Raw genomic sequence first — 20,386 nt, 5'->3', positions numbered from 1 at the left:
CCCCTCACGTCATCCGGTCATTCAGAGATATATCTTGAACCATCTTGACGATGTAATCCCGAGATATATCTTGGGAGCATCTTAAGACACGAGGATATTATGAGACACCACCATGAAGCCCCCGGATATCGGGGCGTGACAGACGCCGAACACATGTTCGACCGCCCGCACGGCGGACGGCGGGGGCCGTTCGGCGGCGGCTGGCACGGCGCAGGCGAGCGCCCGGGCCGCGGCCGCAGGGAGCGGATGTTCGACGGCAGCGAGCTTCGGCTCGTCCTATTGAAGCTGATCGCCGACGAACCGCGTCACGGCTATGACCTGATTCGCGAGATCGAGGCCCTGACAGGCGGCGCCTATGCTCCAAGTCCCGGCGTCATCTATCCGACGCTGGCGCTATTGGACGAGATGGGGCTGATCGAGGGGCAGCAGGCCGAGGGATCGAAGAAGCGGTTCGCCGTGACCGGGACTGGTCAAGAGCATCTCGCTGAACATGCCGAAAGGGTCGAAGCACTTTTTGCGCGACTGCGGGCGCTGGGCGAGCATAGCGAACGGGTCGATGCGGCACCGATCCGTCGCGCCATGGGCAACCTGCGCGTGGCGCTGGGCGAGCGTTTCGGCCGCGGCGATATCTCGCAGGACACTTTGCACGACGTGGCCGCGATGATCGACGAACTCACCCAGAAAGTGGAGCGCCTGAAATGAGCATGTCCGTCGCCCGCGTGCCGACGCTGTCGGCCAGCCGCTATCTCCAGCAGCTTGCCAAGCATTGGAGCCACAAGATGGAGGTGTCCTTCACCGCCGAGGAGGGGACGATCCGCTTTCCCAACGGGTCGACGCTCGCCATGCGCGCCGATAGAGACACGCTCGACATCGTCCTGACGGTTCCCGAAGACGGCGATATGGCCCAGATGCGGCAGGTCGTCGCCAGCCATCTCGACCGCTTCGCCTTTCGCGAGGCACCGCTGACCTTCGATTGGCGTGACGGTTAAGCGAACATCGCGCGATAGGCGTCGAGCACCGCGTCGTTGACCTTGTCCCATCGATAGTCGGCGACGCGGTCGCAGCCTGTGACGCTGAACCGGTGGCGGAGTTCGGGGTCCGTCGCAATCCGCTCCAGGGCGTTGGCGTAACCGTTGATGTCGCGCGGCCCGACCAGATAGCCGGTCTCGCCATCGGCCACCAGGTCCATGGCACCGGTCGCGTTCGCCGCGACCACGGGAACACCCGCCGCCATCGCCTCGGTTGTGACATTGCCGAACGTCTCGGTGACGCTGGGATTGAAGAAGATGTCCATCGACGCGACCGCGCGGCCCAGATCGTCGCCGGTCTGGTATCCGGCAAACACCGCATCCGGCGTCGCCTTGGCGAACCAGCCTTCTGCCGGCCCCTTGCCGACGACGAGCACCTTGTGCGGCACGCCGCGTCGCCGCAACTCGGCCAGAACCTCGGCAAAGACGTCCAGGCCCTTTTCCTTGACCAGCCGGCCCAAAAAACCGATCGCGACCTCGCCATCGGCGATGCCGAGCGAGCGCCGCCATTCCAGGCTGCGGCGCGATGGCTGGAACCGGCCATGGTCGATGCCACGCGACCAGATGCTCATCGGCGGCGTCACGCCCCATTGGCGCAGCAACGTGATCATGCTGGGGCTGGGTGCGACGATCCGGTCGAACTTGTTGTAGAACCGCGTCAACAGACGGATGATCGCGGGCTCTAGAAAGCCCAGGCCGTAATAGGCCGGATAGGTCTCGAACCGGGTATGGACCGACGCCAGCGAGGCGACGCCCTTATCCCTTGCCCAACGCACCGCCGAATGGCCCAGAAATTCCGGTGCCGAGACATGCACGATATTGGGTGCGAAAGCTTCCAGGTCGGCGCGCACCTTGGCAGGCAGACCGCGGGCAAGCTTATAATCGGCACGGAAGGGCAGCGGAATGGCAGGCACGTCGACCAGGTCGCCGACCGGCGCAAATGCCGGGGTCGCGGATGTTGGCGAATAGACACGCACCGCGACACCCCGATCGAGCAGATGGCCGACGAGCCGGTTGAGTGTCTGGTTCGCGCCGTCGCGCGTGTAATTGTAATTGCCGCTGAACAGGGCAACACGAAACTGGTCTGGCGTCATGAAGGCCGCGCCATAGCCCGATGCCGCCGTAAAGGCCACTCCCGCCCCACGCATCAAATCCGTTCCATTTTCGTTCCGCGCGCGGTAGAGCGTCGGCATGGCCAAGATCCAGAAGCGTTATGTCTGCCAATCCTGCGGATCGGTGCAGTCCCGCTGGCAGGGGCAATGCCCCGACTGTTCGGAATGGAACACCATGCTGGAGGAAGCACCGGTCCAGCAGACCCCCTTCGCCGCCAAGCATAATCTCCAAGGCGGCGGGCGAGCGATCCAGCTTGTCGGACTGGACGCGGACATTCCGCTGCCCGATCGCATGTCGACCGGTATCGCCGAACTCGACCGGGCACTCGGCGGCGGTTTCGTCGAGGGGTCGGCGACGCTGATCGGCGGTGATCCCGGGATCGGCAAGTCGACGCTGCTGCTCCAGGCGGCGGCCAAGCTCGCCATGACGGGCAAGCCGGTCGCCTATGTCTCGGGCGAAGAGGCGGCGGATCAGGTCCGCCTGCGCGCACGACGGCTGGGGCTGGGCCAAGCACCGGTCCGATTGGCGGCGGCGACGTCGGTTCGCGACATACTGACCACCCTGTCGATCGGCACGCCGCCCGCGCTCCTGATCATCGACTCGATCCAGACCATGCATTCGGACCTGATCGAAGGGGCTCCCGGCACGGTCAGCCAGGTGCGCGCCTCGGGCCAGGAACTGATCCGCTTTGCCAAGGAACGTGGCACCGCCGTCGTGCTCGTCGGCCATGTCACCAAGGATGGCTCGATCGCGGGGCCCCGCGTGCTGGAGCACATGGTAGACACCGTATTAGCGTTCGAAGGCGAGCGCAGTCACCAGTACCGCATCCTGCGCGCGATCAAGAACCGCTTCGGCGGGACCGACGAGATCGGTGTCTTCTCGATGCAGACCGAGGGGCTGACCGAAGTCGGCAACCCGTCGTCGCTGTTCCTGACGAACCGGGATGAAGGGGTGACGGGCGCGACGGTGTTCCCCGCGCTGGAGGGCACGCGCCCAGTGCTGGTCGAAATCCAGGCCCTGACGGTTCGCCTGGCATCGGGCGCCACTCCGCGGCGCGCGGTCGTCGGCTGGGACACCGGGCGACTGGCGATGATCCTGGCGGTGCTGGAGGCGCGCTGCGGGCTGAGCTTTTCGTCGGCCGAGGTCTATCTCAACATCGCCGGGGGATACCGGGTGCAGGACCCAGCCGCTGATCTGGCGGTCGCGGCGGCGCTGGTTTCCGCGTTGTCCGAACGACCGGTGCCGGCCGACGCGATCGTCTTCGGCGAAATCGCATTGTCGGGCGAAATTCGCACCGTCGCGCACGGAGCGCTGCGGCTGAAAGAGGCGGGCAAGCTGGGCTTTGAAAAGGCGATGGTGCCGCGCGCCATGACGTCCGAGGAAAGCCCCCTGCGCATGACGGGCTTTAGGACGCTTGCCGACTTCGTTGACCATATGCTGGGTCGCGGGTAGCGAAGAGCGCTGGGTCGCCCGACCCGTTCTCGCCCCATGGCGGGCCGGGCTCGACAGGCCGCCATGTGTGGGCATGGGTGAGACATTGGACCGGACGCATTGACAGCGCTTGATATTCTTGTCCTGATTGCCGTCTTCGGTGCCGCGATCCAGGGATTCCTGCGTGGCTTCGTGACCGAAGTGCTGGCGCTGTTCGCTTGGGTGGCGATCGTCGCTGCCCTCAAGCTGTTCCATATTCCGCTTGCCCAGGCGCTGCTCGGTGTCGTCGGCACCGTGTCCGGCTCGGCGGTGCTCGCCTTTGCCCTGATCGTCGGCGTGACCTATATCGGCGGACGGCTGGTGGCGCGAGCGATCGGTAGCCGGACGCGGACCTCGATCCTGGGGCCGGTCGATCGCGCCTTGGGTTTCGGCTTCGGCGCGCTGAAGGGGCTGATCCTGGCCAGCCTGGTCTTCCTGGTCGTGGCCTTGATGGTCGACACGGTCAGCGGCGGCCCGGCGCGGCGCCCCGAATGGATGGTCAAGAGCCGGACCTACAAGCTGCTCAACGCCACGAGCGCAGGCATCGCCGATTTCGTCGATCGCCGCCGGCGCGGCCTCCCGGTGTTCGGCGCACCTCCGCCGAAAACCGGCGACACCCCAAGAACCAGCGAGACGCCGTCATGACCGCCCCCCTCTACAATGCCGAGATCCTGCGGCTGACTACCGCGATTTCGCATGACCAGCGACTGGCCGACCCGATGGCCAGCGTCGAAAAGCGATCCCCGATCTGCGGCAGTCGGGTGACGGTGGACGTCAATCTGGACGAGGCGGGACGCGTATCGGAATTGGGGATCCTGGTGCGAGCCTGTGCACTGGGCCAGGCATCGGCCGCATTGCTGTCCCAGCATGTCGTCGGGCGCAGCGTCGGCGAACTGACGGCGGCGCGAAAAGCCCTGACCGATTGGCTGGCGGCGGGGCAGGGGGATGCCCCCGACTGGCCCGGCCTGCATGTCTTCTCGCCCGCGCTCGCCTATACCGCGCGCCACCCCTCGATCCGGCTGGCGTTCGAAGCGGCCGCGGAGGCGGCGGAACAGGCTGCGGCAAAGGGGCCCCGCTGATGCACGGCGAAGTCTCGCTGCTTCGCGACGGGGCGATCCTGCTCGGCTTCGGCCTGGCGTTCGTACTCGTCTTTCGGCGGCTGGGGCTAGGCGCCACGCTGGGCTTTCTGGTCGCGGGCGCGGTGGTGGGGCCGCATATCCTGGGGCTGGTCGGCGACGCCGAGTCGAAGCTGGGCATCGCCGAGATCGGCATCACGCTGCTGCTGTTCATCGTCGGACTGGAACTGAACCCGGCGCGACTGTGGCGGATGAAGCATGAGATTTTCGGACTGGGGCTGATCCAGGTCGCGGCCTGCGGGCTGGCGATCACCGGGATCGTGTGGCTGGCAAGCTTCTCGCCCGAGGCCGCACTCGCGCTCGGCCTGCCGCTCGCGCTATCGTCTACAGCGCAGGTTCTGCCGATGCTGCAATCCTCGGGGCGGATGCGCACACCGTTTGGCGAGCGGGCCTTTTCAATCCTGCTGTTCCAGGATCTGTCGATCGTCCCCCTCATCACGATCGTCGCCGCCATGTCGCGCAATCCGGCCGACCATACCGGCCCGCCGGGCTGGATCCTGGCGCTGGAGACGATCGCGGCGATCGTCGGCCTGATCCTGGCCGGTCGCTTCCTGCTGCGGCCACTGTTCCGCCTGATCGGCAATATGGGCGAGCGCGAGATGTTCGTCTTTGCCGGGCTGTTCACCGTCATCGCCAGTGCGGCCGTCATGGAGCTGCTCGGCCTGTCGACGGCGCTGGGAGCTTTCATCGCGGGCGTGATGCTGGCCGACAGCCCGTATCGCCATGAACTGGAGGCCGATGTCGAGCCGTTCCGCTCGATCCTGCTCGGGCTGTTCTTCCTGGCGGTCGGCATGATGCTGAACCTGCCCGCCATCGCCGAGCGGCCCTTGTTCGTGGCGGTGATGGCGCTGGCGTTGATCGCGACCAAGACCCTGGTCATCACCCTGATCGGCCTGGCGTTCCGGATGACCTGGCGCGCCGCTTTCGCGCTGGGCTTGCTGATGAGCCAGGGCGGCGAGTTCGGCTTCGTGCTGTTCGCCCAAGCCCAAGCGGGATATCTGATCGCTCCGGAGGCAGCCAGCCTGTTCGGGGCCATCATCACCGTGTCGATGGCGACCACGCCGTTCCTGATGGCCGCTACCCGCCGTATCCGGGAGGAGCCCGTCATCACCCGTGGCGACCAGCGCGAAGGCCCCGTGACCGATGGCGCCAACGCCCTGATCGTCGGCTATGGTCGGTTCGGCCAGACGGTGGCCCAGATGCTGATCGCCAGCGACGTGCCGGTCACCCTGATCGACCGCGATATCGAGATGATCGACATCGCTGCCTCCTTCGGTGCCAAGGTCTATTATGGTGACGGGACCCGCCTGGACCTGTTGCGCCAGGCAGGCGCGGCGGAGGCAGAGTTGATCATGTTCTGCCTGGACGAGGACCAGATCACGCTGGAACTGCTGGAGGGCGTCCATGCCGCCTTTCCCAACGCATCGCTCTTTGTGCGCGCCTATGACCGTCGCGCCGTCCTGCGGCTGAAGGGTGGACCAGCGTCCTATGTGGTGCGCGAAGTGCTGGAGTCGGCGGTCAAGATGGCACGGCTGGCGCTGGGCAGCCTGAAGGTCGAGAATGCCGAGATCGATCGGATCGAGTCCATGTACCGCGCCCGCGACAAGGAACGTCTGGCCGCGCAGGCGGCGGCCGGCAGCCTGCACGCCGCAGTGGATCGGATCATCACGCAAGACGAGCGAAAAGGCTGAACCATGGGACTGGTGGCGATACTTGCGGCACTTTCCGGCGCGATCGCGATCGCGGCAGGTGCCTTTGGTGCCCACCGTGCCGAGGGGGTGGCGGTCGAATGGCTGCGAACCGGTGGCCAGTATCAGCTGATCCATGCCGTTGCCGCCCTGGTCGCGCTTCGCATGGAGGCGAGGGGGGTGGCCTGGACCTTCGTAATCGGAGCGGCGATCTTTGCGGGCACGCTCTATGCGATGGCCTTCGGCGCGCCACGCTGGTTCGGTGCCATCACACCGATCGGCGGATCGCTGCTGATCATTGGCTGGCTCTGGCTGGCTTGGTCGCTTCGCGGCTGAGACCGGAGACGTGTCGGCCGGGCTTCACCTGCGCGAGGGGATGTTCTAGGGACCGGCCATGGCCGATCCATTCTATATCACCACCGCCATCCACTATCCCAATGGCCGCCCGCATATCGGCCATGCCTATGAGATGGTGGCGGCTGACGTCATCGCCCGGTTCCAGCGTCAGGCAGGCCGCGATGTCCTGTTCCAGACCGGCACCGACGAGCATGGGCTGAAAATGGCCCAGGCGGCGCGCGCGCGGGGCATTTCGACCCGTGAGTTCGCGGATGAAATGTCCAGCCATTTCCATGTGATGGCTGACCGACTTGATATCTCGTACGACCGTTTCATTCGCACTGTCGACACCGATCATTATGCCGCGAGCCAGGCGATCTGGAAGGCGATGCAGGCCAAGGGGGATCTGTATCTGGACCGCTATGAAGGCTGGTACTCGGTCCGCGACGAAGCCTTTTACGACGAGAGCGAACTGACCACCGGCGAGGACGGCACCAAGCTGTCGCCGCAAGGAACGCCCGTCGAGTGGACGGCCGAGGAAACCTGGTTCTTCCGCCTGTCGAAGTACCAGCAGCCACTGCTCGACCTGTACCGCGACAACCCGGACTTCATCCGCCCGGAAAGCCGCCGGAACGAGGTGATGCGATTCGTCGAGGGCGGGCTGTCCGACCTGTCGGTGTCGCGCACTAGCTTCGACTGGGGCGTGCCCGTTCCCGACAGTCCCGGTCATGTCATGTATGTCTGGGTCGACGCGCTGACCAACTATCTGACCGGGACGGGTTATCCCAATACGGACAGCGAATTGGCGCGCTTCTGGCCTGCCGATCTGCACCTGATCGGCAAGGACATCGTCCGCTTCCACACCGTCTATTGGCCCGCCTTCCTGATGTCGGCCGACCTGCCGCTGCCGCATTCGGTCTTCGGCCATGGTTTCCTGCTCCACCGGGGCGAGAAGATGTCGAAGTCGGTGGGCAACGTCGTCGATCCGATGGGGCTCGCCGATGCGTTCGGGGTGGACGCCCTGCGCTATTTCTTCCTGCGCGAGGTCAGCTTCGGCCAGGACGGCTCCTATTCGGCGGAAGCGATCGTTACCCGTGTCAATGCCGAGCTGGCTAACAGCTTCGGCAATCTGGCGCAGCGTACCCTGTCGTTCATCGCGAAAAACCTGGGCGGCGAACTGCCCGAGGCGGGGCGGAGCGATCCGGCCGACGCCGGGTTGCTGGAGGAGGTCGTCGTGGCCTGTGCCGGGCTGAAATCGGCTTTCGACGACCTGATGCTGAGCCAGGGTATCGAGGCGTGGATGCGCGGCGTCTATGTCTGCAACCAGTATATCGACGTGCAGGCACCATGGTCGCTGCGCAAGACCGACCCGGAGCGGATGCACGCCGTCCTCGGCACGCTGGTCCGCGCCATCCGCATGCTGGCGATCGCGATCCTGCCGGTCACGCCACGCGGGGCAGGGCTCGTGCTCGGCACGCTGGGCGCCGACGAGCGGGATCATGCCGCGATCGATGACGATGGCTGGTATGCCCGCCGTGTGGCTGCCGGAACCCCGCTGGCCACCCCGACGCCGGCCTTTCCCCGGCTTGAAATGCCCGCCGAGGCCGAAGGCTGATGCTTGCCGACAGCCATTGTCACCTGAACTATAAGGGGTTGGTCGAGGACCAGGCTGGCATCCTGGCCCGTGCCCGTGACCGGGGCGTGACGGCGATGCTCAACATCTCTACGCGCGAGAGCGAATGGGATGCGGTGATCGCCACTGCCGAGCGTGAGGCCGATGTTTGGGCCACGGTCGGCATCCACCCGCACGAGGCGGACGCGCATTCGCATGTCGACACCGCAAAGCTCGTCGAGCGCGCAGCACACCCCCGCGTCGTCGGGATCGGCGAGAGCGGGCTCGACTATTATTACGATCACAGCGACAGGGATCGGCAGCAGGCAAGCTTTCGAGCGCACATCGCGGCGTGCCGGGAAACGGGCCTGCCGCTGGTCGTGCATACACGCGATGCCGAGGCGGATACGGCGGCCATTCTAACCGAAGAAATGGGGAAGGGGCCTTATCCCGGCGTCATCCACTGCTTCACGGCCAGTGGAGATTTTGCCGATAAGGCATTGTCATTAGGATTTTATATATCCATTTCGGGTATTGTAACCTTCAAGAACGCCAAGGATTTGCAGGAAACCGCCGCGCGCCTGCCGCTCGACCGCCTGTTGATCGAGACGGACGCACCGTTCCTTGCCCCCGTGCCGCACCGTGGCCGGACAGGTGAACCAGCGTTCGTTGCTGACACCGCCAAATTTCTTGCCGAGTTGCGCGGCGAAACGGTGGAAACGCTGACGAGTGCAACGGCCGAGAATTTCCACCGTCTGTTCGCCAAGACGCGCGCGTGAAAATTCGTATTCTCGGTTGTGGAACGTCGTCGGGCGTACCGCGGATCGGTAATGACTGGGGTGCATGCGACCCCAGTGAACCCCGCAACCGGCGGATGCGCTGCTCGGCACTGGTCGAACATGACGCCACACGCATCCTGATCGACACTGGTCCCGACATGCGCGAACAGTTGCTCGCCGCCCAGGTCGCCACGGTCGACGCGGTGATCTGGACGCATGACCACGCCGATCATTGTCATGGGATCGATGATGTTCGCCAAATATTCCATGCCCTTGGCAAGCCGGTATCGGGTTATGCTCGACCAGTGACGGCCGCGTCGCTGGAAAGCCGCTTCGGATATGTGTTTTGTGGCAAGACGGGCTATCCACCGACCGCGACGTTGGGGCCGCTGACCGATGATCAGACGATCGCCGATATTCGGGTTCGAACGGTCGACCAGCCGCATGGCCGGATACTTTCGGCAGGGCTGCGGTTCGAAGCCGAAGGCAAAAGCATCGGCTATGCGACGGATTTCCATGAATTGACGCAGGATATGGCTGATCTGTATCGCGATCTGGATATCTGGATCGTTGATGCTTTGCGACGTCATCCGCATCCGGCACATGCAGATTTGCCATCGGTGCTGCACTGGATCAACGAACTCAAGCCAAGACGCGCGGTTCTGATCCATATGGATCAGTCGATGGATTACGACACACTGGTTCGCGAACTGCCCGATGGAGTCGAGCCGGGCTATGACGGCATGGAACTGGTTCCATGACCTCCGATCGGGCCATGGATGTCGTTTATTTTGGCCTGATCCTGATTTTTGCGTTGAGCGCCTTGTTGGTGCGGCGCGTGCCCATCGGCCAGACGTTGCGCATGGCGCTGATCTGGATCGCGATTTTCGGGGTCGCGTTTGTCGTCATTGCTCAGCGTGACCGAGTTCAGGGTCTGTGGTCCAACCAAACTGGGTCGCAAGGTACGCTACGAATTCCGATGGGCGCCGATGGGCATTATTGGGTGAAGGCGCGCATCAACGGAATTGAGAGGCCAATGTTGATCGACACCGGCGCCACGACGACGGCGCTCTCCGTGGCAACCGCCCGGGCCGCCGGGTTGAATCTCGACGAAAGCCCATTTGGTAGCGTCATTGAAACCGCCAACGGGCGGGTCACGGCGGATCATGCCACCATACACCGGTTTGTGATGGGGCCGATCCTGCTCACGGATGTCGGCGCGGATGTGTCGCCAGCATTCGGCGATCAGGATATCATCGGAATGAACGTGCTGAGCCGTTTGAACGGGTGGCGGGTCGAGGGAAATATGCTTGTCCTCAATCCCTGAAATTGCCTTCGTTTTACATAATATATATTATCGATTTTATGGAGTATGATGTTTTGGAGCGTCTGCTGACCATCATGAAGCGCCTGCGCGATCCCCAAACCGGTTGCAAATGGGATGTGGCGCAAAGCTTCGAAACGATCGCACCCTATACGATTGAAGAAGCGCATGAAGTGGCTGATGCGATCGCGCGTGGCGACATGGCGGATCTGAAGGACGAACTGGGCGATCTGCTGCTCCAGGTCGTCTTCCACGCGCAGATTGCGGAAGATCTAGGCCACTTCACCTTCCAGGATGTCGTCGTGTCGATCAGCGACAAGATGGAACGACGCCACCCGCATATCTTCGGAGACGCGACCGAGGGCGGCCATCATCTCTGGGAGCAGATCAAGGCGGAGGAACGGCGCGCAAAAGCGGCGGGCGGTACACTCGACGGCGTGGCGCAGGGCCTGCCCGCCTTGATGCGCGCCGAAAAGCTTCAGAACCGCGCCGCACGGGTCGGCTTCGACTGGCCCGATGCCGCAGGTCCGCGCGCCAAGATCGACGAGGAACTTCAGGAGATTGCCGAGGCTACTCCGGAAACGGTCGAGGAGGAATTTGGCGACTTGCTGTTCGCCATGGTCAACTGGGCGCGCCACCATGGCATCGACGCGGAGGTTGCCCTGCGCAAGGGAAACCAAAAATTCGAGCGCCGTTTCCGGGCCATGGAAGATGAAGCTGGAGAGAGCTTCCCCGCCCTTGATCTGGAAGCGAAGGAAGCTCTCTGGCAGGTAGTCAAACGTCGCGGCGGTTGAAACGCTCGAAGTCCGGTTCGGACAGGCGGACGTCATAGACCGCCTTGTCCCCTTCGATGACTTGGTCAAGCACTTCGCCATGCGCATGGAGCCACGCGGCCCCCGCCCCGTCGCTCGTGTCCAGTGCCACGCGGTAGCGACGATGGCCCGATGTCAGGGCCGCCGCCACCTGCTCGATCAGATCGTCGATGCCCTCGCCGCTGATGGCGGAGACGGCAACGATGTTGGGTCGACGACCGGCCTCGACCAAGACGTCTTCGCGCGCATCGCCCTCGATCAGGTCGATCTTGTTCCAGGCCTCGAACCGCGGTGTTTCTGGGTCGACGCCGATCTCGGTCAACACCGCCTCGACGTCCGCACGCTGCGCCTCGGTATCGGGATGCGCAATGTCACGGACATGGATCAACAGATCGGCCGACACCACTTCTTCAAGCGTGGCCTTGAAGGCCGCGACCAATTGGGTTGGCAGGTCCGATACGAAGCCCACCGTGTCCGACAGGATCGCCTTGTCGATGCCCGGCAGTTGGATTTGCCGCAGCGTGGGGTCTAGCGTGGCGAAGAGAAGATCCTTCGCCATCACATGGGCACCGGTCAAACGGTTGAAAAGCGTCGATTTCCCGGCGTTGGTGTAGCCGACGAGCGCGATCACCGGCCACGGCGCGCGCTGCCGTCTTTCGCGGTGTAGCCCACGCGTGCGGCTGACCTGGTCCAACTCGCGACGCAGGCGTGCCATGCGGTCACGGATCAGGCGACGATCCGCCTCGATCTGGGTTTCACCCGGACCGCCCAGAAAGCCGAAGCCACCGCGCTGACGCTCGAGGTGGGTCCAGCTGCGAACCAGACGGCCAGCCTGATAGTCGAGATGGGCCAGTTCCACCTGCAATCGCCCTTCGGCGGTTGCGGCGCGTTCCCCGAAGATTTCGAGGATCAGGCCGGTACGATCGATGACCTTGGCTTCGAGCGCGGTTTCCAGATTGCGCTGCTGCACCGGCGTCAGCGCGGCATCGAACACAACGAGCTGCGCTTCCTCCATGCGGACCTGTTGCGCGATCTGTTCGACCTGACCACTGCCGATCAGGGTCGCAGGCTTGGGCGCGCGTACGCGCACCGCGATACGCTCGACCACGTCAAGGCCGATGGCCATGGCAAGCCCGGCGGTTTCCTCCAGACGGGAGTCGGTGTCCCGTGCGGCATCGCCCTGGTCGGGCAGGACGATGACCGTACGGGCACCACGGGTGAATTCACCGCGATCGCGGTCGAAACCCGTGCTCAATCCTCGGCCGATCCCGCCTGCTCTTCGGCCAGGTTCAGCGGGCGGGCCGGCTGAATGGTCGAAACGGCATGCTTGTAGACGAGCTGCGCCATGCCTTCGCGTTGCAGCAGCATGCAGAACAGGTCGAACCCGGCGATCTGGCCCTGCAGCATGACGCCGTTGATCAGGAACATGGTGACCGGGTCTTCGGACTTGCGCACCGCGTTCAGGAAGATTTCCTGCAATAGCGGGTTCTTGCGCTGCTGTTCGTTGACGCCGTCGACGATCGCAGCGACATCCAGCGGGCCCGAGGGCATGATAGTGGAAATGGCGTGCTTGTAGATCAGCTGCGACTGTCCGTCTCGGCGCAGCAGCACCGAAAAATTATCGAACCAGGTCACGATGCCCTGGAGCTTCACACCTTTGACGAGGAACATGGTCACAGGCGCCTTGGATCGGCGCAGTGCGTTCAGAAACAGGTCCTGCAGTGAACCCGATTTATCGGCCATGAGAGAGCCCTTGTTATTGGCGGGTGCTTCCCCGCGAATTGCGCCGTTTCCCGGCGTCGGAACCGCGCCCGTGCACCGGACGCGGCCAATATCTATGGTTTCGAGGGGCATTCGTCCAGAGGCGGCGTTCAATCCTCACGCGTCTCGCTGATCCCCAACAACTTCAATTTGCGGTGCAGGGCCGAGCGTTCCATGCCGATGAAGCTGGCTGTACGCGAAATGTTGCCGGAAAAGCGCCGGATCTGGACGCGCAGATATTCCCGCTCCCAGCTTTCCCGCGCCTCGCGCAAGGGGGCCCCCATGATCGCGGTCGCGCCCGAGCCGCCCATATCGGCACCCTCCCCCAGCACTTCGGCCGGCAACAGATCGAGGTCGATGCGACCAACCCGGTCGCCAGGCGCCAGGATGATTGTCCGCTCCACGACGTTGCGCAGCTGGCGAACATTGCCAGGCCAGTCATAGGATTGCATCGCGACCATCGCATCGGGTGCGATCTCCGGCGTGCGAACGCGGCGTTCGGTGGCATAGTGCGCCATGAAATGCTCGACCAGCGGCGGAATATCCTCGCGTCGCTCGGCCAGCGAGGGGATGGTCACCGGCACGACGTTGAGCCGGTAATAGAGGTCCTCGCGGAAGCGTCCCTCGGCGATCTCCTGCGTCAGGTCGCGCGCGGTGGCGGAGACGACGCGCACATCCACCTTCACGACACGCGTGCCGCCGATCCGAGTGAAGCTCTGATCGGTCAGCACACGCAGGATACGTGCCTGGGTTGCAATCGGCATGTCGGCGATCTCGTCGAGGAACAGCGTGCCGCCATGCGCTTGTTCGAGCAGGCCCGTGCGAACGAGGTCACCCCCCTCCTCTACGCCGAACAATTCCTCTTCGACCCGCTCGGGCGTCATCCGTGCGGCGCTGACCACCACGAAGGGGGCATCGGCGCGGTTGCTCCAGCCATGGAGCAGGCGCGCCGCGACCTCCTTGCCCACGCCGGCGGCACCCATGATGAGGACACGGCTGCCCGTTGCGGCAACGCGCTTCAGGGTGGCACGGATACCGTTGATCGCGCTCGACGATCCCGTCAGATCGGTTTCGCGACCCGCCGAGGCCCGCAACGAGGCGTTCTCGCGCCGCAGCCGCTCGGTCTCGGTCGCGCGGCCGACCATCAGCAACAGGCGCTCGGCCTCGAACGGCTTTTCGATGAAGTCCGCCGCACCCTTGCGGATCGCAGCGACCGCAGTGTCGAGATTGCCGTGCCCGGAAATGACCAGCACGGGGATGGACGGATCGCGCCGCTTAATCTCGTCGAGCAATTCCAGCCCGTCCAGCTTCGACCCCTGCAACCAGACGTCGAGCAGCACCAGCGAGGGGCGACGCACCGCCACCGCTTCCAGTGCGGCATCGCTGTCTGCGGCGACGCGGGCGTCATAGCCCTCGTCCTCCAGCACGCCCGCGACCAGTTCGCGGATATCGAGTTCGTCGTCGACGACGAGGATGTCCAAAGCCATGATCTTTTACGTCCGGGTACGAGTCAAAGCGGTGAGCTGGCCCTCCCCAGCCAGCTCGGGTTCGGCGCCCCCATGATCCAGTGCAGCCAGGGCACCGGCATCGAACATCATCGATACGATGGTGCCGCCTGAGGGATTGTCGGAAAAGCCGATCGTGCCGGCATGTTCCTCGATGATCTTGTTCACGATCGCGAGGCCCAGCCCCGTGCCCCGCGCGCGTGTGGTCATATAGGGCTCGATGATCCGGTCACGCTCGGGCGGCAGGCCGACGCCGTTGTCGACGACGGTGATGGTCACCATGCTGGCCTGATGGCCGACGGTCATCACCACCTTGCCGCCCTTCATGCCTTCGGGGCGTGCCTCGATGGCCTCCACGGCATTCTTGACGATGTTGGTCAGCGCCTGGCTCATCTGCCGCCGGTCACAGACCAGCATGGGGGCGGGATCGTCCTGTTCCAGCTGGAACTTCACGTCCGGGTGAGCGACCTCATGCAGGAACATCGCCTGGGCGCAAATATCCGCGATCGCCTCCTCGCGGAACACCGGCTTGGGCATGCGCGCGAAGGACGAGAATTCATCGACCATGCGCCGCAGGTCGCCGACCTGGCGGACGATCGTCTCGGTCAGGCGGCCGAAGGTTTCGTCCTCGGGGCCGATCACCTTGCCATAGCGCCGCTGAAGACGTTCGGCCGCCAGCTGGATGGGGGTCAGGGGGTTCTTGATCTCGTGCGCGATCCGGCGCGCCACGTCGGACCAGGCGGCACGGCGCTGGTCGAGAAGCTGCTGCGTGATGTCGTCGAAGGTCAGGATCGGCCCGTCGCCCGTCGGCGCGATCCGCACCGCCAGCGTCCGCATGTCGCCGTGCAGCGCCACCTGGACCGTCGCCTCGCGGCGTCCTTGGTCGAGCAGTTCGTCAAGCTCGGGCGCCACCTCGGCCAGCTTGCGCCCGACCAGTCCTTCCTGATCGGCGCCCAGCAGGATATCCGCCGAATTGTTGGCGATGCGGACCTGGCGATCGCGCCCTACCGCGACGACACCAGCCGAGACGCCGGCCATCACCGCCTCGATCAGGGCCCGGCGGTTGTTGAGCTGCGCATTGGCGGTGACGAGCTCGGTATTCTGTTGCTCCAGCTGGCCAGTCATCTGGTTGAACGCATTGGCCAGCGTGCCAACCTCGTCGCGGGTCCGCGGATCGGGAACGCGCGCGGTAAGGTCGCCGCCCGCAATCCGACGCGCCGCATCGACCAGCTCGCCGACCGGCCGAACCAGGCGATCCGCCACGGCAAGCGCGATCCAGACCGCGATGCCGATGATCAGCAGCGCAATCGCGAACAGGACGAGGTTGAACTTCAGTTGGAGCGACCGCGCGCGGCCCTGGAGCGCGCGATAATCGTCGAATACGTCCTCGGCCGCGAAATGCTGTTTGCTTAGGAACTCGGCATTCACCGGCGTGCCGATATAGAGCATCAGGCCATTGCCCTGAGGTAGCGGCGTGACGACCCAGACCCGCTGTTCGTTGATCCCCACTTCGGGGCGGCTCAGGCGGCTGGCCTGCTGGATCATCTCGGGCGTCACCAACTCGCGGAACGTCGTGTCCGAGGGCTGATTGAAGAAATCGTAGAATTTGAAGCCTTGCTTGGCGTCGAACGAGAAGACGACCGATTCCACCGTGTCCCGGACGACCGTCTGCTGCAGAAGATAATCGTGGAAGTCGCGCGGATTCTCACGCAGCAGCGGAAGGTTGCGGCCCAGGTCCTGCGACATCGCGCGGCCGGTATCGACCCAACGCTTGATGATCTGCTGCTGCGATTCGCGAGCGATATCCATCGCGTCGCCAAAGGCCTTTCGCGCCCGATCCGAGATCCAGAACTCCGCAGAGGATTGAAACAGGATCGAAGCGGTGACGACGGTCAGCAGGATCGGCACGCTGGCGGTCAGCGAGAACAGCGCCACAAGCCGGACATGCAGCCGTCCGCCCCCACCAACCGGCGACAACGCCGCGCGCCGCATCGCGACCCGGCGCCCCAGCAACATCAGCAGCAGAACGCCCGGAACGAGGTTCAATGCCAGCAACGCGGCCATGACGGGCGGCGCGATGAGCCCCTGCGTATCGTGGCGACTCACAATGAAGACATAGGTGCCGACCGCAATGGCGACCGCCCCGACGATCACCACCATCTCCATCGCGGGCGTCACCGCGAAGCGGGATCGCGATGTTTCGGCAGTATCAGCAGGCTTGAGGGACGCCGACATAGTTGCAATAGTACAACGTGAAGCGTGACCCGCAAGCCACAATTCCTAAAAATTATGTCAGCATGGTGACCGGTTAATCGTCTCCGTTGGTTGGAATGTCGAGGCTGTCGAGACGTTTGCGTAACGTGTTGCGATTGATTCCCATGGCGCGCGCGGTACGGAGCTGATTTCCACCGTGGCGTGCCAGCATCGCCTCGATCAACGGGCGTTCCACCTCGCCGATGATCCGGTCGTATAGCGTACCGTCATCCAGCGCGGCGGGATGGCTCGTCGCCAGTCGGGTGAGAAAGGCGCGGACGGCTGCTGCCATATTGCCGTCCCCGGCACCCTCGGCAGACGTGGCCTGCGAACGGCTCTCGCCCAGCATGGTGCGGACCGCTTCGCCGTCGATGACCTCGTCACGAGCCAGTACCGCCAGCCGCCGCATCATGTTTTCCAGCTCGCGGACATTGCCGGGCCAGTCATGCGTGACCAGGACGTCGAGCGCATGGCTGTCGATCCGCCGCTTGGGCAAGCCTTGCAGCGCCGCATTCTCCAGGAAATGGCGGGCCAACAGGGGAATGTCCTGCCGTCGCTCGCGCAGGGCGGGCAGTGCGATCGGAACCACGTTGAGACGGTAGAACAGGTCTTCGCGGAACTGGCCCGAGGCAACCTGCTGGCTGAGATCACGGTTGGTCGCCGCGACGATGCGGACATCGGTGTGGATCGTTCGCGCGCCCCCGACGGTCGTGAATTCACCGGATTGCAGGACCCGCAGCAGGCGGGTCTGTGCCTCCATCGGCATGTCGCCGATCTCGTCGAGGAACAGCGTGCCACCGGCCGCCTGTTCGAAACGCCCGGCGTTACGCTGTGCGGCTCCGGTAAAGGCGCCACGTTCATGGCCGAACAGCTCGGCCTCGATAAGTTCGCGCGGGATCGCAGCCATGTTGATCGCGACGAAGGGCGCAGCCCGGCGTGCGCCCAGATCGTGGATCGCCCGCGCGACCAGTTCCTTGCCGGTGCCCGACTCGCCGGACACCAGAACGGTCAGGTCGGTCGACACGACGCGCGCGATCACGCGGTACACGCCCTGCATCGCGGGTGACCGCCCGATCAGCGGCAGCGCGCGATCATCCTCCCCCAGCCCGTCCTCGACAATAACGCCGCCCCGCGCCAGCGCGCCCGCCACCGCATGGGTCAGGGCATCGAGGTCGAACGGCTTGGGCAGATACTCGTAAGCGCCGACCTCGGCCGCGCGAACCGCCGTCGTTAGTGTATTCTGCGCCGACAGGATGATGATGGGGAGCGCCGGAAAACGCTGCGCAACGCTGCGGATATGATCGATCCCGTCGCCGTCGGGCAGGATGACGTCGGTGACCAGGACGTCCGGCGCGCCATCGGCCAGAACGCGGTCGAGCTTGGCGAGCGTTTCGACCGACGTCACGTCATGTCCGGCACGGCGCAGCGCCTGCCCGACGACCGTGCGGATTGCGGCATCGTCATCGACCACCAGAACGTGGCTCATGCTTGGGCCCTCGGCAACAGCAATCGCAGGACGGTCATCTCGGGTGAACCCTCTCTGGCATATTGGATGATGCCGTTCATGTCGCGAACCAGCTTGTCGACGAGCGCAAGGCCAAGGCCCTGCCCCTCCCTGCGGCCGGAGACGAACGGATCGAACAGGTGATCGGCAATATCGGCGGGTGCACCCGGGCCATTGTCGATGACGCAAATCTCGATCGGCAGGGGAAGGCGCGGACGCCCCTCACCGGTGCTGACCGACATGCCATGGCGATAGGCTGTCGTCAGGATGATACGGGGATTACGAACTTCGCGAACGGCTTCGCGTGCATTCTTCAACAGGTTGATAATGATCTGCAGCATCGCGTCGCGGTTGATCCGCGCAGGCGGGAGCGAGGGGTCGAACCGCTCCTCGACCGGAACGCCGCGCGCGAACCCTGCCAGTGCGACGCCGCGTGCATGCGTGAGCAGCGGATAGATATTCTCCGATGCCAGCGGCAAGGGCCTGGTATCGCTGAAATCCTGCATCCGGTCGATCAACGCGGCGATGCGATCGACCTCGGTCGTGATCAGGGTCGTCAACTCCCCGCCGTTGAGCAGTTGCGCCGCCCCCCGGATGCCCGACAATGGGTTCTTGATCTCATGCGCCAGCATCGCGGCCGCACCGATCGCGGCGCGGGCCCCGGCGCTTCGATCGGAGGCATGGCCCAGCCGACGTGACGACCCCGCGCTGTGCAGCGTGATGGCGCGCCAGCCGGCATGATCGGGTATCTGCGCCTCGACGAAATCGACGCGGATTTTGGGCCCATGGGGTGTGGCGATCACCGTGTCGTAGACGGCAAAGCCATGCCCGTTGCGGCTGCGCGGCGCATCGGGCGGGGGCAGGATCGCGTCGACTGGCTGGCCGACCATCAGGCGCTCGGACAGATTGAGCAGTTGCTCGGCCAGGGCATTGGCATGGGCGATGCGGTCGTCGGGATCGACCACCACGATCGCCACGGGCAGAGCCGCGAACATCGCGGCAAAACCGGGGCGACCATGACCGCCCGTCTCAGGCCGCCTCGGCAAGCTCGATCTGCGGCATGTAGAAGTCGTACAGCATCGCCTTGACCCGGTCCGCGCGTGCCTCCTGGTTCACCTTGTTGCGGAACTCCGCCGAGCCATGCAGGCCGCGCGTATACCAGCCGATATGCTTGCGAGCCATATTGACCCCGGTCTCGGTGCCATAATGCTCGAGCATCGCATCATAATGCCCGGTGACGGCGCGATATTGCTCGTCAAGCGGTGGGTCCTCACGCCGTTCATCGGTCGCGAACCAGTGCATGACCTGCCCCAGCAGCCAGGGGCGGCCATAGGCGCCGCGGCCGATCATGATGCCATCCGCACCCGACTGGTCGAGCGCCGCATCGGCGTCGTCGATCGAACAGATATCGCCATTGGCGATGACGGGAATAGAAACCGCATCCTTGACGTTGCGGATGAAGGCCCAGTCGGCGCTGCCCTTGTACATCTGGTTGCGGGTGCGTCCGTGGACGGTGATCATCCTGACCCCGATATCCTCGGCGATGCGGGCCAGCTCGGGGGCGTTCAGGCTGTCATGGCACCAGCCCATCCGCATCTTCAGCGTAACGGGCACGTCGACAGCCTCGACGGTCGCGCGGATGATTTCCGACGCCAGCTTCAGGTCACGCATCAGCGCCGAGCCTGCATCGCCATTGACGACCTTGCGCACCGGACAGCCCATATTGATGTCGATGATCGCCGCACCGCGATCGGCGTTTAGCTTGGCCGCTTCTCCCATCTCGTAGGGTGTGCAGCCGACCAACTGCATCGACACGGGCTCTTCGAGCGGATGCCAGGCGGCCTTCTGGATCGACTGGCGCGTCTCGCGGATCGCGGCCTGACTGGCGATCATCTCGGTGACGTTCAGGCCCGAGCCATAGCGGCGGACGAGCGTGCGGAACGGCATGTCGGTGACACCGGTCATCGGTGCCAGCACGACGGGGCTGTCGATCGTCACCGGACCGACTTTAATGGGGGCGAGGTTACGCATCATACTGCCTGAAAATTAAGCACTCGCCCTACCG

At 64.5% G+C, this 20,386-nt stretch carries 20 protein-coding genes; 12 read left to right on the top strand and 8 right to left on the bottom strand.

The window, feature by feature from the left end:
* The first annotated feature begins 153 nt into the window (after window positions 1-153).
* Together U1703_RS01215 and U1703_RS01210 are read left to right on the top strand one after the other, a co-directional pair.
* A complete protein-coding gene (locus tag U1703_RS01215; RefSeq protein ID WP_332784404.1) occupies window positions 154-702 on the top strand; it encodes a PadR family transcriptional regulator in 549 nt (182 codons plus the stop codon).
* Window positions 699-989, top strand: coding sequence for a DUF2218 domain-containing protein (locus tag U1703_RS01210; RefSeq protein ID WP_332784249.1), 291 nt, complete (start codon window positions 699-701; stop codon window positions 987-989). The genes U1703_RS01215 and U1703_RS01210 overlap by 4 nt, the downstream gene beginning before the upstream one ends.
* Here the strand turns inward: U1703_RS01210 and U1703_RS01205 are convergent.
* On the bottom strand, window positions 986-2,122 hold the full coding sequence (locus U1703_RS01205; RefSeq protein WP_332784403.1) for a glycosyltransferase family 4 protein: 1,137 nt from the start codon (window positions 2,120-2,122) through the stop codon (window positions 986-988). The two genes, U1703_RS01210 and U1703_RS01205, sit on opposite strands and share 4 nt — an antisense overlap.
* A gap of 97 nt (window positions 2,123-2,219) precedes the next feature.
* Between U1703_RS01205 and radA the strand changes: the two genes are divergently transcribed.
* The 10 genes from radA (at window position 2,220) to mazG (ending at window position 11,280) form a co-directional block, all read left to right on the top strand.
* Entirely contained in the window at window positions 2,220-3,593 is a 1,374-nt protein-coding gene (radA, locus tag U1703_RS01200; RefSeq protein WP_332784248.1) for a DNA repair protein RadA, read from the top strand.
* Between the two features lie 99 nt (window positions 3,594-3,692).
* On the top strand, window positions 3,693-4,256 hold the full coding sequence (locus U1703_RS01195; RefSeq protein WP_332784247.1) for a CvpA family protein: 564 nt from the start codon (window positions 3,693-3,695) through the stop codon (window positions 4,254-4,256).
* Entirely contained in the window at window positions 4,253-4,690 is a 438-nt protein-coding gene (locus tag U1703_RS01190; protein ID WP_332784246.1) for an iron-sulfur cluster assembly scaffold protein, read from the top strand. The genes U1703_RS01195 and U1703_RS01190 overlap by 4 nt, the downstream gene beginning before the upstream one ends.
* The gene (locus U1703_RS01185) at window positions 4,690-6,438 is read left to right on the top strand and encodes a cation:proton antiporter domain-containing protein (RefSeq protein WP_320451008.1); all 1,749 of its coding nucleotides are present in this window, start codon (window positions 4,690-4,692) and stop codon (window positions 6,436-6,438) included. Before U1703_RS01190 ends, U1703_RS01185 begins: the two co-directional genes overlap by 1 nt.
* A gap of 3 nt (window positions 6,439-6,441) precedes the next feature.
* Window positions 6,442-6,771, top strand: coding sequence for a DUF423 domain-containing protein (locus U1703_RS01180; protein ID WP_332784245.1), 330 nt, complete (start codon window positions 6,442-6,444; stop codon window positions 6,769-6,771).
* A 58-nt stretch (window positions 6,772-6,829) separates the two neighbouring features.
* Entirely contained in the window at window positions 6,830-8,386 is a 1,557-nt protein-coding gene (metG, locus tag U1703_RS01175) for a methionine--tRNA ligase (protein WP_332784244.1), read from the top strand.
* Entirely contained in the window at window positions 8,386-9,162 is a 777-nt protein-coding gene (locus tag U1703_RS01170) for a TatD family hydrolase (RefSeq protein WP_332784243.1), read from the top strand. Before metG ends, U1703_RS01170 begins: the two co-directional genes overlap by 1 nt.
* The gene (locus U1703_RS01165; protein ID WP_332784242.1) at window positions 9,159-9,923 is read left to right on the top strand and encodes an MBL fold metallo-hydrolase; all 765 of its coding nucleotides are present in this window, start codon (window positions 9,159-9,161) and stop codon (window positions 9,921-9,923) included. The genes U1703_RS01170 and U1703_RS01165 overlap by 4 nt, the downstream gene beginning before the upstream one ends.
* Entirely contained in the window at window positions 9,920-10,489 is a 570-nt protein-coding gene (locus tag U1703_RS01160) for a retropepsin-like aspartic protease family protein (protein ID WP_332784241.1), read from the top strand. The genes U1703_RS01165 and U1703_RS01160 overlap by 4 nt, the downstream gene beginning before the upstream one ends.
* 38 nt (window positions 10,490-10,527) lie before the next feature.
* Window positions 10,528-11,280, top strand: a complete 753-nt coding sequence (gene mazG, locus U1703_RS01155; protein ID WP_332784402.1) for a nucleoside triphosphate pyrophosphohydrolase — start codon at window positions 10,528-10,530, stop codon at window positions 11,278-11,280.
* On the opposite strand, the gene hflX is transcribed toward mazG, so the two are convergent.
* The 7 genes from hflX to dusB form a co-directional block, all read right to left on the bottom strand.
* Window positions 11,261-12,553 (bottom strand): GTPase HflX, encoded by a 1,293-nt coding sequence (hflX, locus tag U1703_RS01150; protein ID WP_332784240.1) that lies wholly within the window; start codon window positions 12,551-12,553, stop codon window positions 11,261-11,263. The two genes, mazG and hflX, sit on opposite strands and share 20 nt — an antisense overlap.
* Complete coding sequence (gene hfq, locus U1703_RS01145) at window positions 12,550-13,152, bottom strand: RNA chaperone Hfq (protein WP_332784239.1); 603 nt, start codon at window positions 13,150-13,152, stop codon at window positions 12,550-12,552. The genes hflX and hfq overlap by 4 nt, the downstream gene beginning before the upstream one ends.
* A gap of 17 nt (window positions 13,153-13,169) precedes the next feature.
* Complete coding sequence (gene ntrX / locus U1703_RS01140; RefSeq protein ID WP_320451016.1) at window positions 13,170-14,546, bottom strand: nitrogen assimilation response regulator NtrX; 1,377 nt, start codon at window positions 14,544-14,546, stop codon at window positions 13,170-13,172.
* 6 nt (window positions 14,547-14,552) lie between these two features.
* On the bottom strand, window positions 14,553-16,799 hold the full coding sequence (locus U1703_RS01135) for a sensor histidine kinase NtrY-like (RefSeq protein WP_332784238.1): 2,247 nt from the start codon (window positions 16,797-16,799) through the stop codon (window positions 14,553-14,555).
* 73 nt (window positions 16,800-16,872) lie between these two features.
* Entirely contained in the window at window positions 16,873-18,303 is a 1,431-nt protein-coding gene (gene ntrC / locus U1703_RS01130; RefSeq protein WP_332784237.1) for a nitrogen regulation protein NR(I), read from the bottom strand.
* Window positions 18,300-19,316, bottom strand: a complete 1,017-nt coding sequence (locus U1703_RS01125) for a two-component system sensor histidine kinase NtrB (protein WP_332784236.1) — start codon at window positions 19,314-19,316, stop codon at window positions 18,300-18,302. Before U1703_RS01125 ends, ntrC begins: the two co-directional genes overlap by 4 nt.
* 34 nt (window positions 19,317-19,350) lie before the next feature.
* Window positions 19,351-20,352 carry a tRNA dihydrouridine synthase DusB gene (gene dusB / locus U1703_RS01120; RefSeq protein WP_332784235.1) on the bottom strand — a complete coding sequence of 334 codons (1,002 nt, stop codon included), beginning with the start codon at window positions 20,350-20,352 and terminating at the stop codon, window positions 19,351-19,353.
* Window positions 20,353-20,386 lie beyond the last annotated feature (34 nt).

This window comes from Sphingomonas flavida (assembly GCF_036663655.1).
Lineage (GTDB): Bacteria > Pseudomonadota > Alphaproteobacteria > Sphingomonadales > Sphingomonadaceae > Sphingomonas.
Note: the sequence above shows the minus strand (reverse complement) of the source record. Positions and strands in the feature narration are given on the sequence as shown.

What these genes read in the sequence shown, in the direction of transcription:
- U1703_RS01180 (WP_332784245.1), top strand. Translation starts at nt 6,442, where the DNA reads ATGGGACTGGTGGCGATACTTGCGGCACTTTCCGGCGCGATCGCGATC.
- radA (WP_332784248.1), top strand. Translation starts at nt 2,220, where the DNA reads ATGGCCAAGATCCAGAAGCGTTATGTCTGCCAATCCTGCGGATCGGTG.
- U1703_RS01135 (WP_332784238.1), bottom strand. Translation starts at nt 16,799, where the DNA reads ATGTCGGCGTCCCTCAAGCCTGCTGATACTGCCGAAACATCGCGATCC.
- U1703_RS01215 (WP_332784404.1), top strand. Translation starts at nt 154, where the DNA reads ATGTTCGACCGCCCGCACGGCGGACGGCGGGGGCCGTTCGGCGGCGGC.
- metG (WP_332784244.1), top strand. Translation starts at nt 6,830, where the DNA reads ATGGCCGATCCATTCTATATCACCACCGCCATCCACTATCCCAATGGC.
- U1703_RS01125 (WP_332784236.1), bottom strand. Translation starts at nt 19,316, where the DNA reads ATGTTCGCGGCTCTGCCCGTGGCGATCGTGGTGGTCGATCCCGACGAC.
- U1703_RS01160 (WP_332784241.1), top strand. Translation starts at nt 9,920, where the DNA reads ATGACCTCCGATCGGGCCATGGATGTCGTTTATTTTGGCCTGATCCTG.
- U1703_RS01170 (WP_332784243.1), top strand. Translation starts at nt 8,386, where the DNA reads ATGCTTGCCGACAGCCATTGTCACCTGAACTATAAGGGGTTGGTCGAG.
- U1703_RS01210 (WP_332784249.1), top strand. Translation starts at nt 699, where the DNA reads ATGAGCATGTCCGTCGCCCGCGTGCCGACGCTGTCGGCCAGCCGCTAT.
- U1703_RS01185 (WP_320451008.1), top strand. Translation starts at nt 4,690, where the DNA reads ATGCACGGCGAAGTCTCGCTGCTTCGCGACGGGGCGATCCTGCTCGGC.
- dusB (WP_332784235.1), bottom strand. Translation starts at nt 20,352, where the DNA reads ATGCGTAACCTCGCCCCCATTAAAGTCGGTCCGGTGACGATCGACAGC.
- ntrX (WP_320451016.1), bottom strand. Translation starts at nt 14,546, where the DNA reads ATGGCTTTGGACATCCTCGTCGTCGACGACGAACTCGATATCCGCGAA.
- U1703_RS01205 (WP_332784403.1), bottom strand. Translation starts at nt 2,122, where the DNA reads ATGACGCCAGACCAGTTTCGTGTTGCCCTGTTCAGCGGCAATTACAAT.
- mazG (WP_332784402.1), top strand. Translation starts at nt 10,528, where the DNA reads ATGGAGTATGATGTTTTGGAGCGTCTGCTGACCATCATGAAGCGCCTG.
- hfq (WP_332784239.1), bottom strand. Translation starts at nt 13,152, where the DNA reads ATGCCCCTCGAAACCATAGATATTGGCCGCGTCCGGTGCACGGGCGCG.
- ntrC (WP_332784237.1), bottom strand. Translation starts at nt 18,303, where the DNA reads ATGAGCCACGTTCTGGTGGTCGATGACGATGCCGCAATCCGCACGGTC.
- U1703_RS01190 (WP_332784246.1), top strand. Translation starts at nt 4,253, where the DNA reads ATGACCGCCCCCCTCTACAATGCCGAGATCCTGCGGCTGACTACCGCG.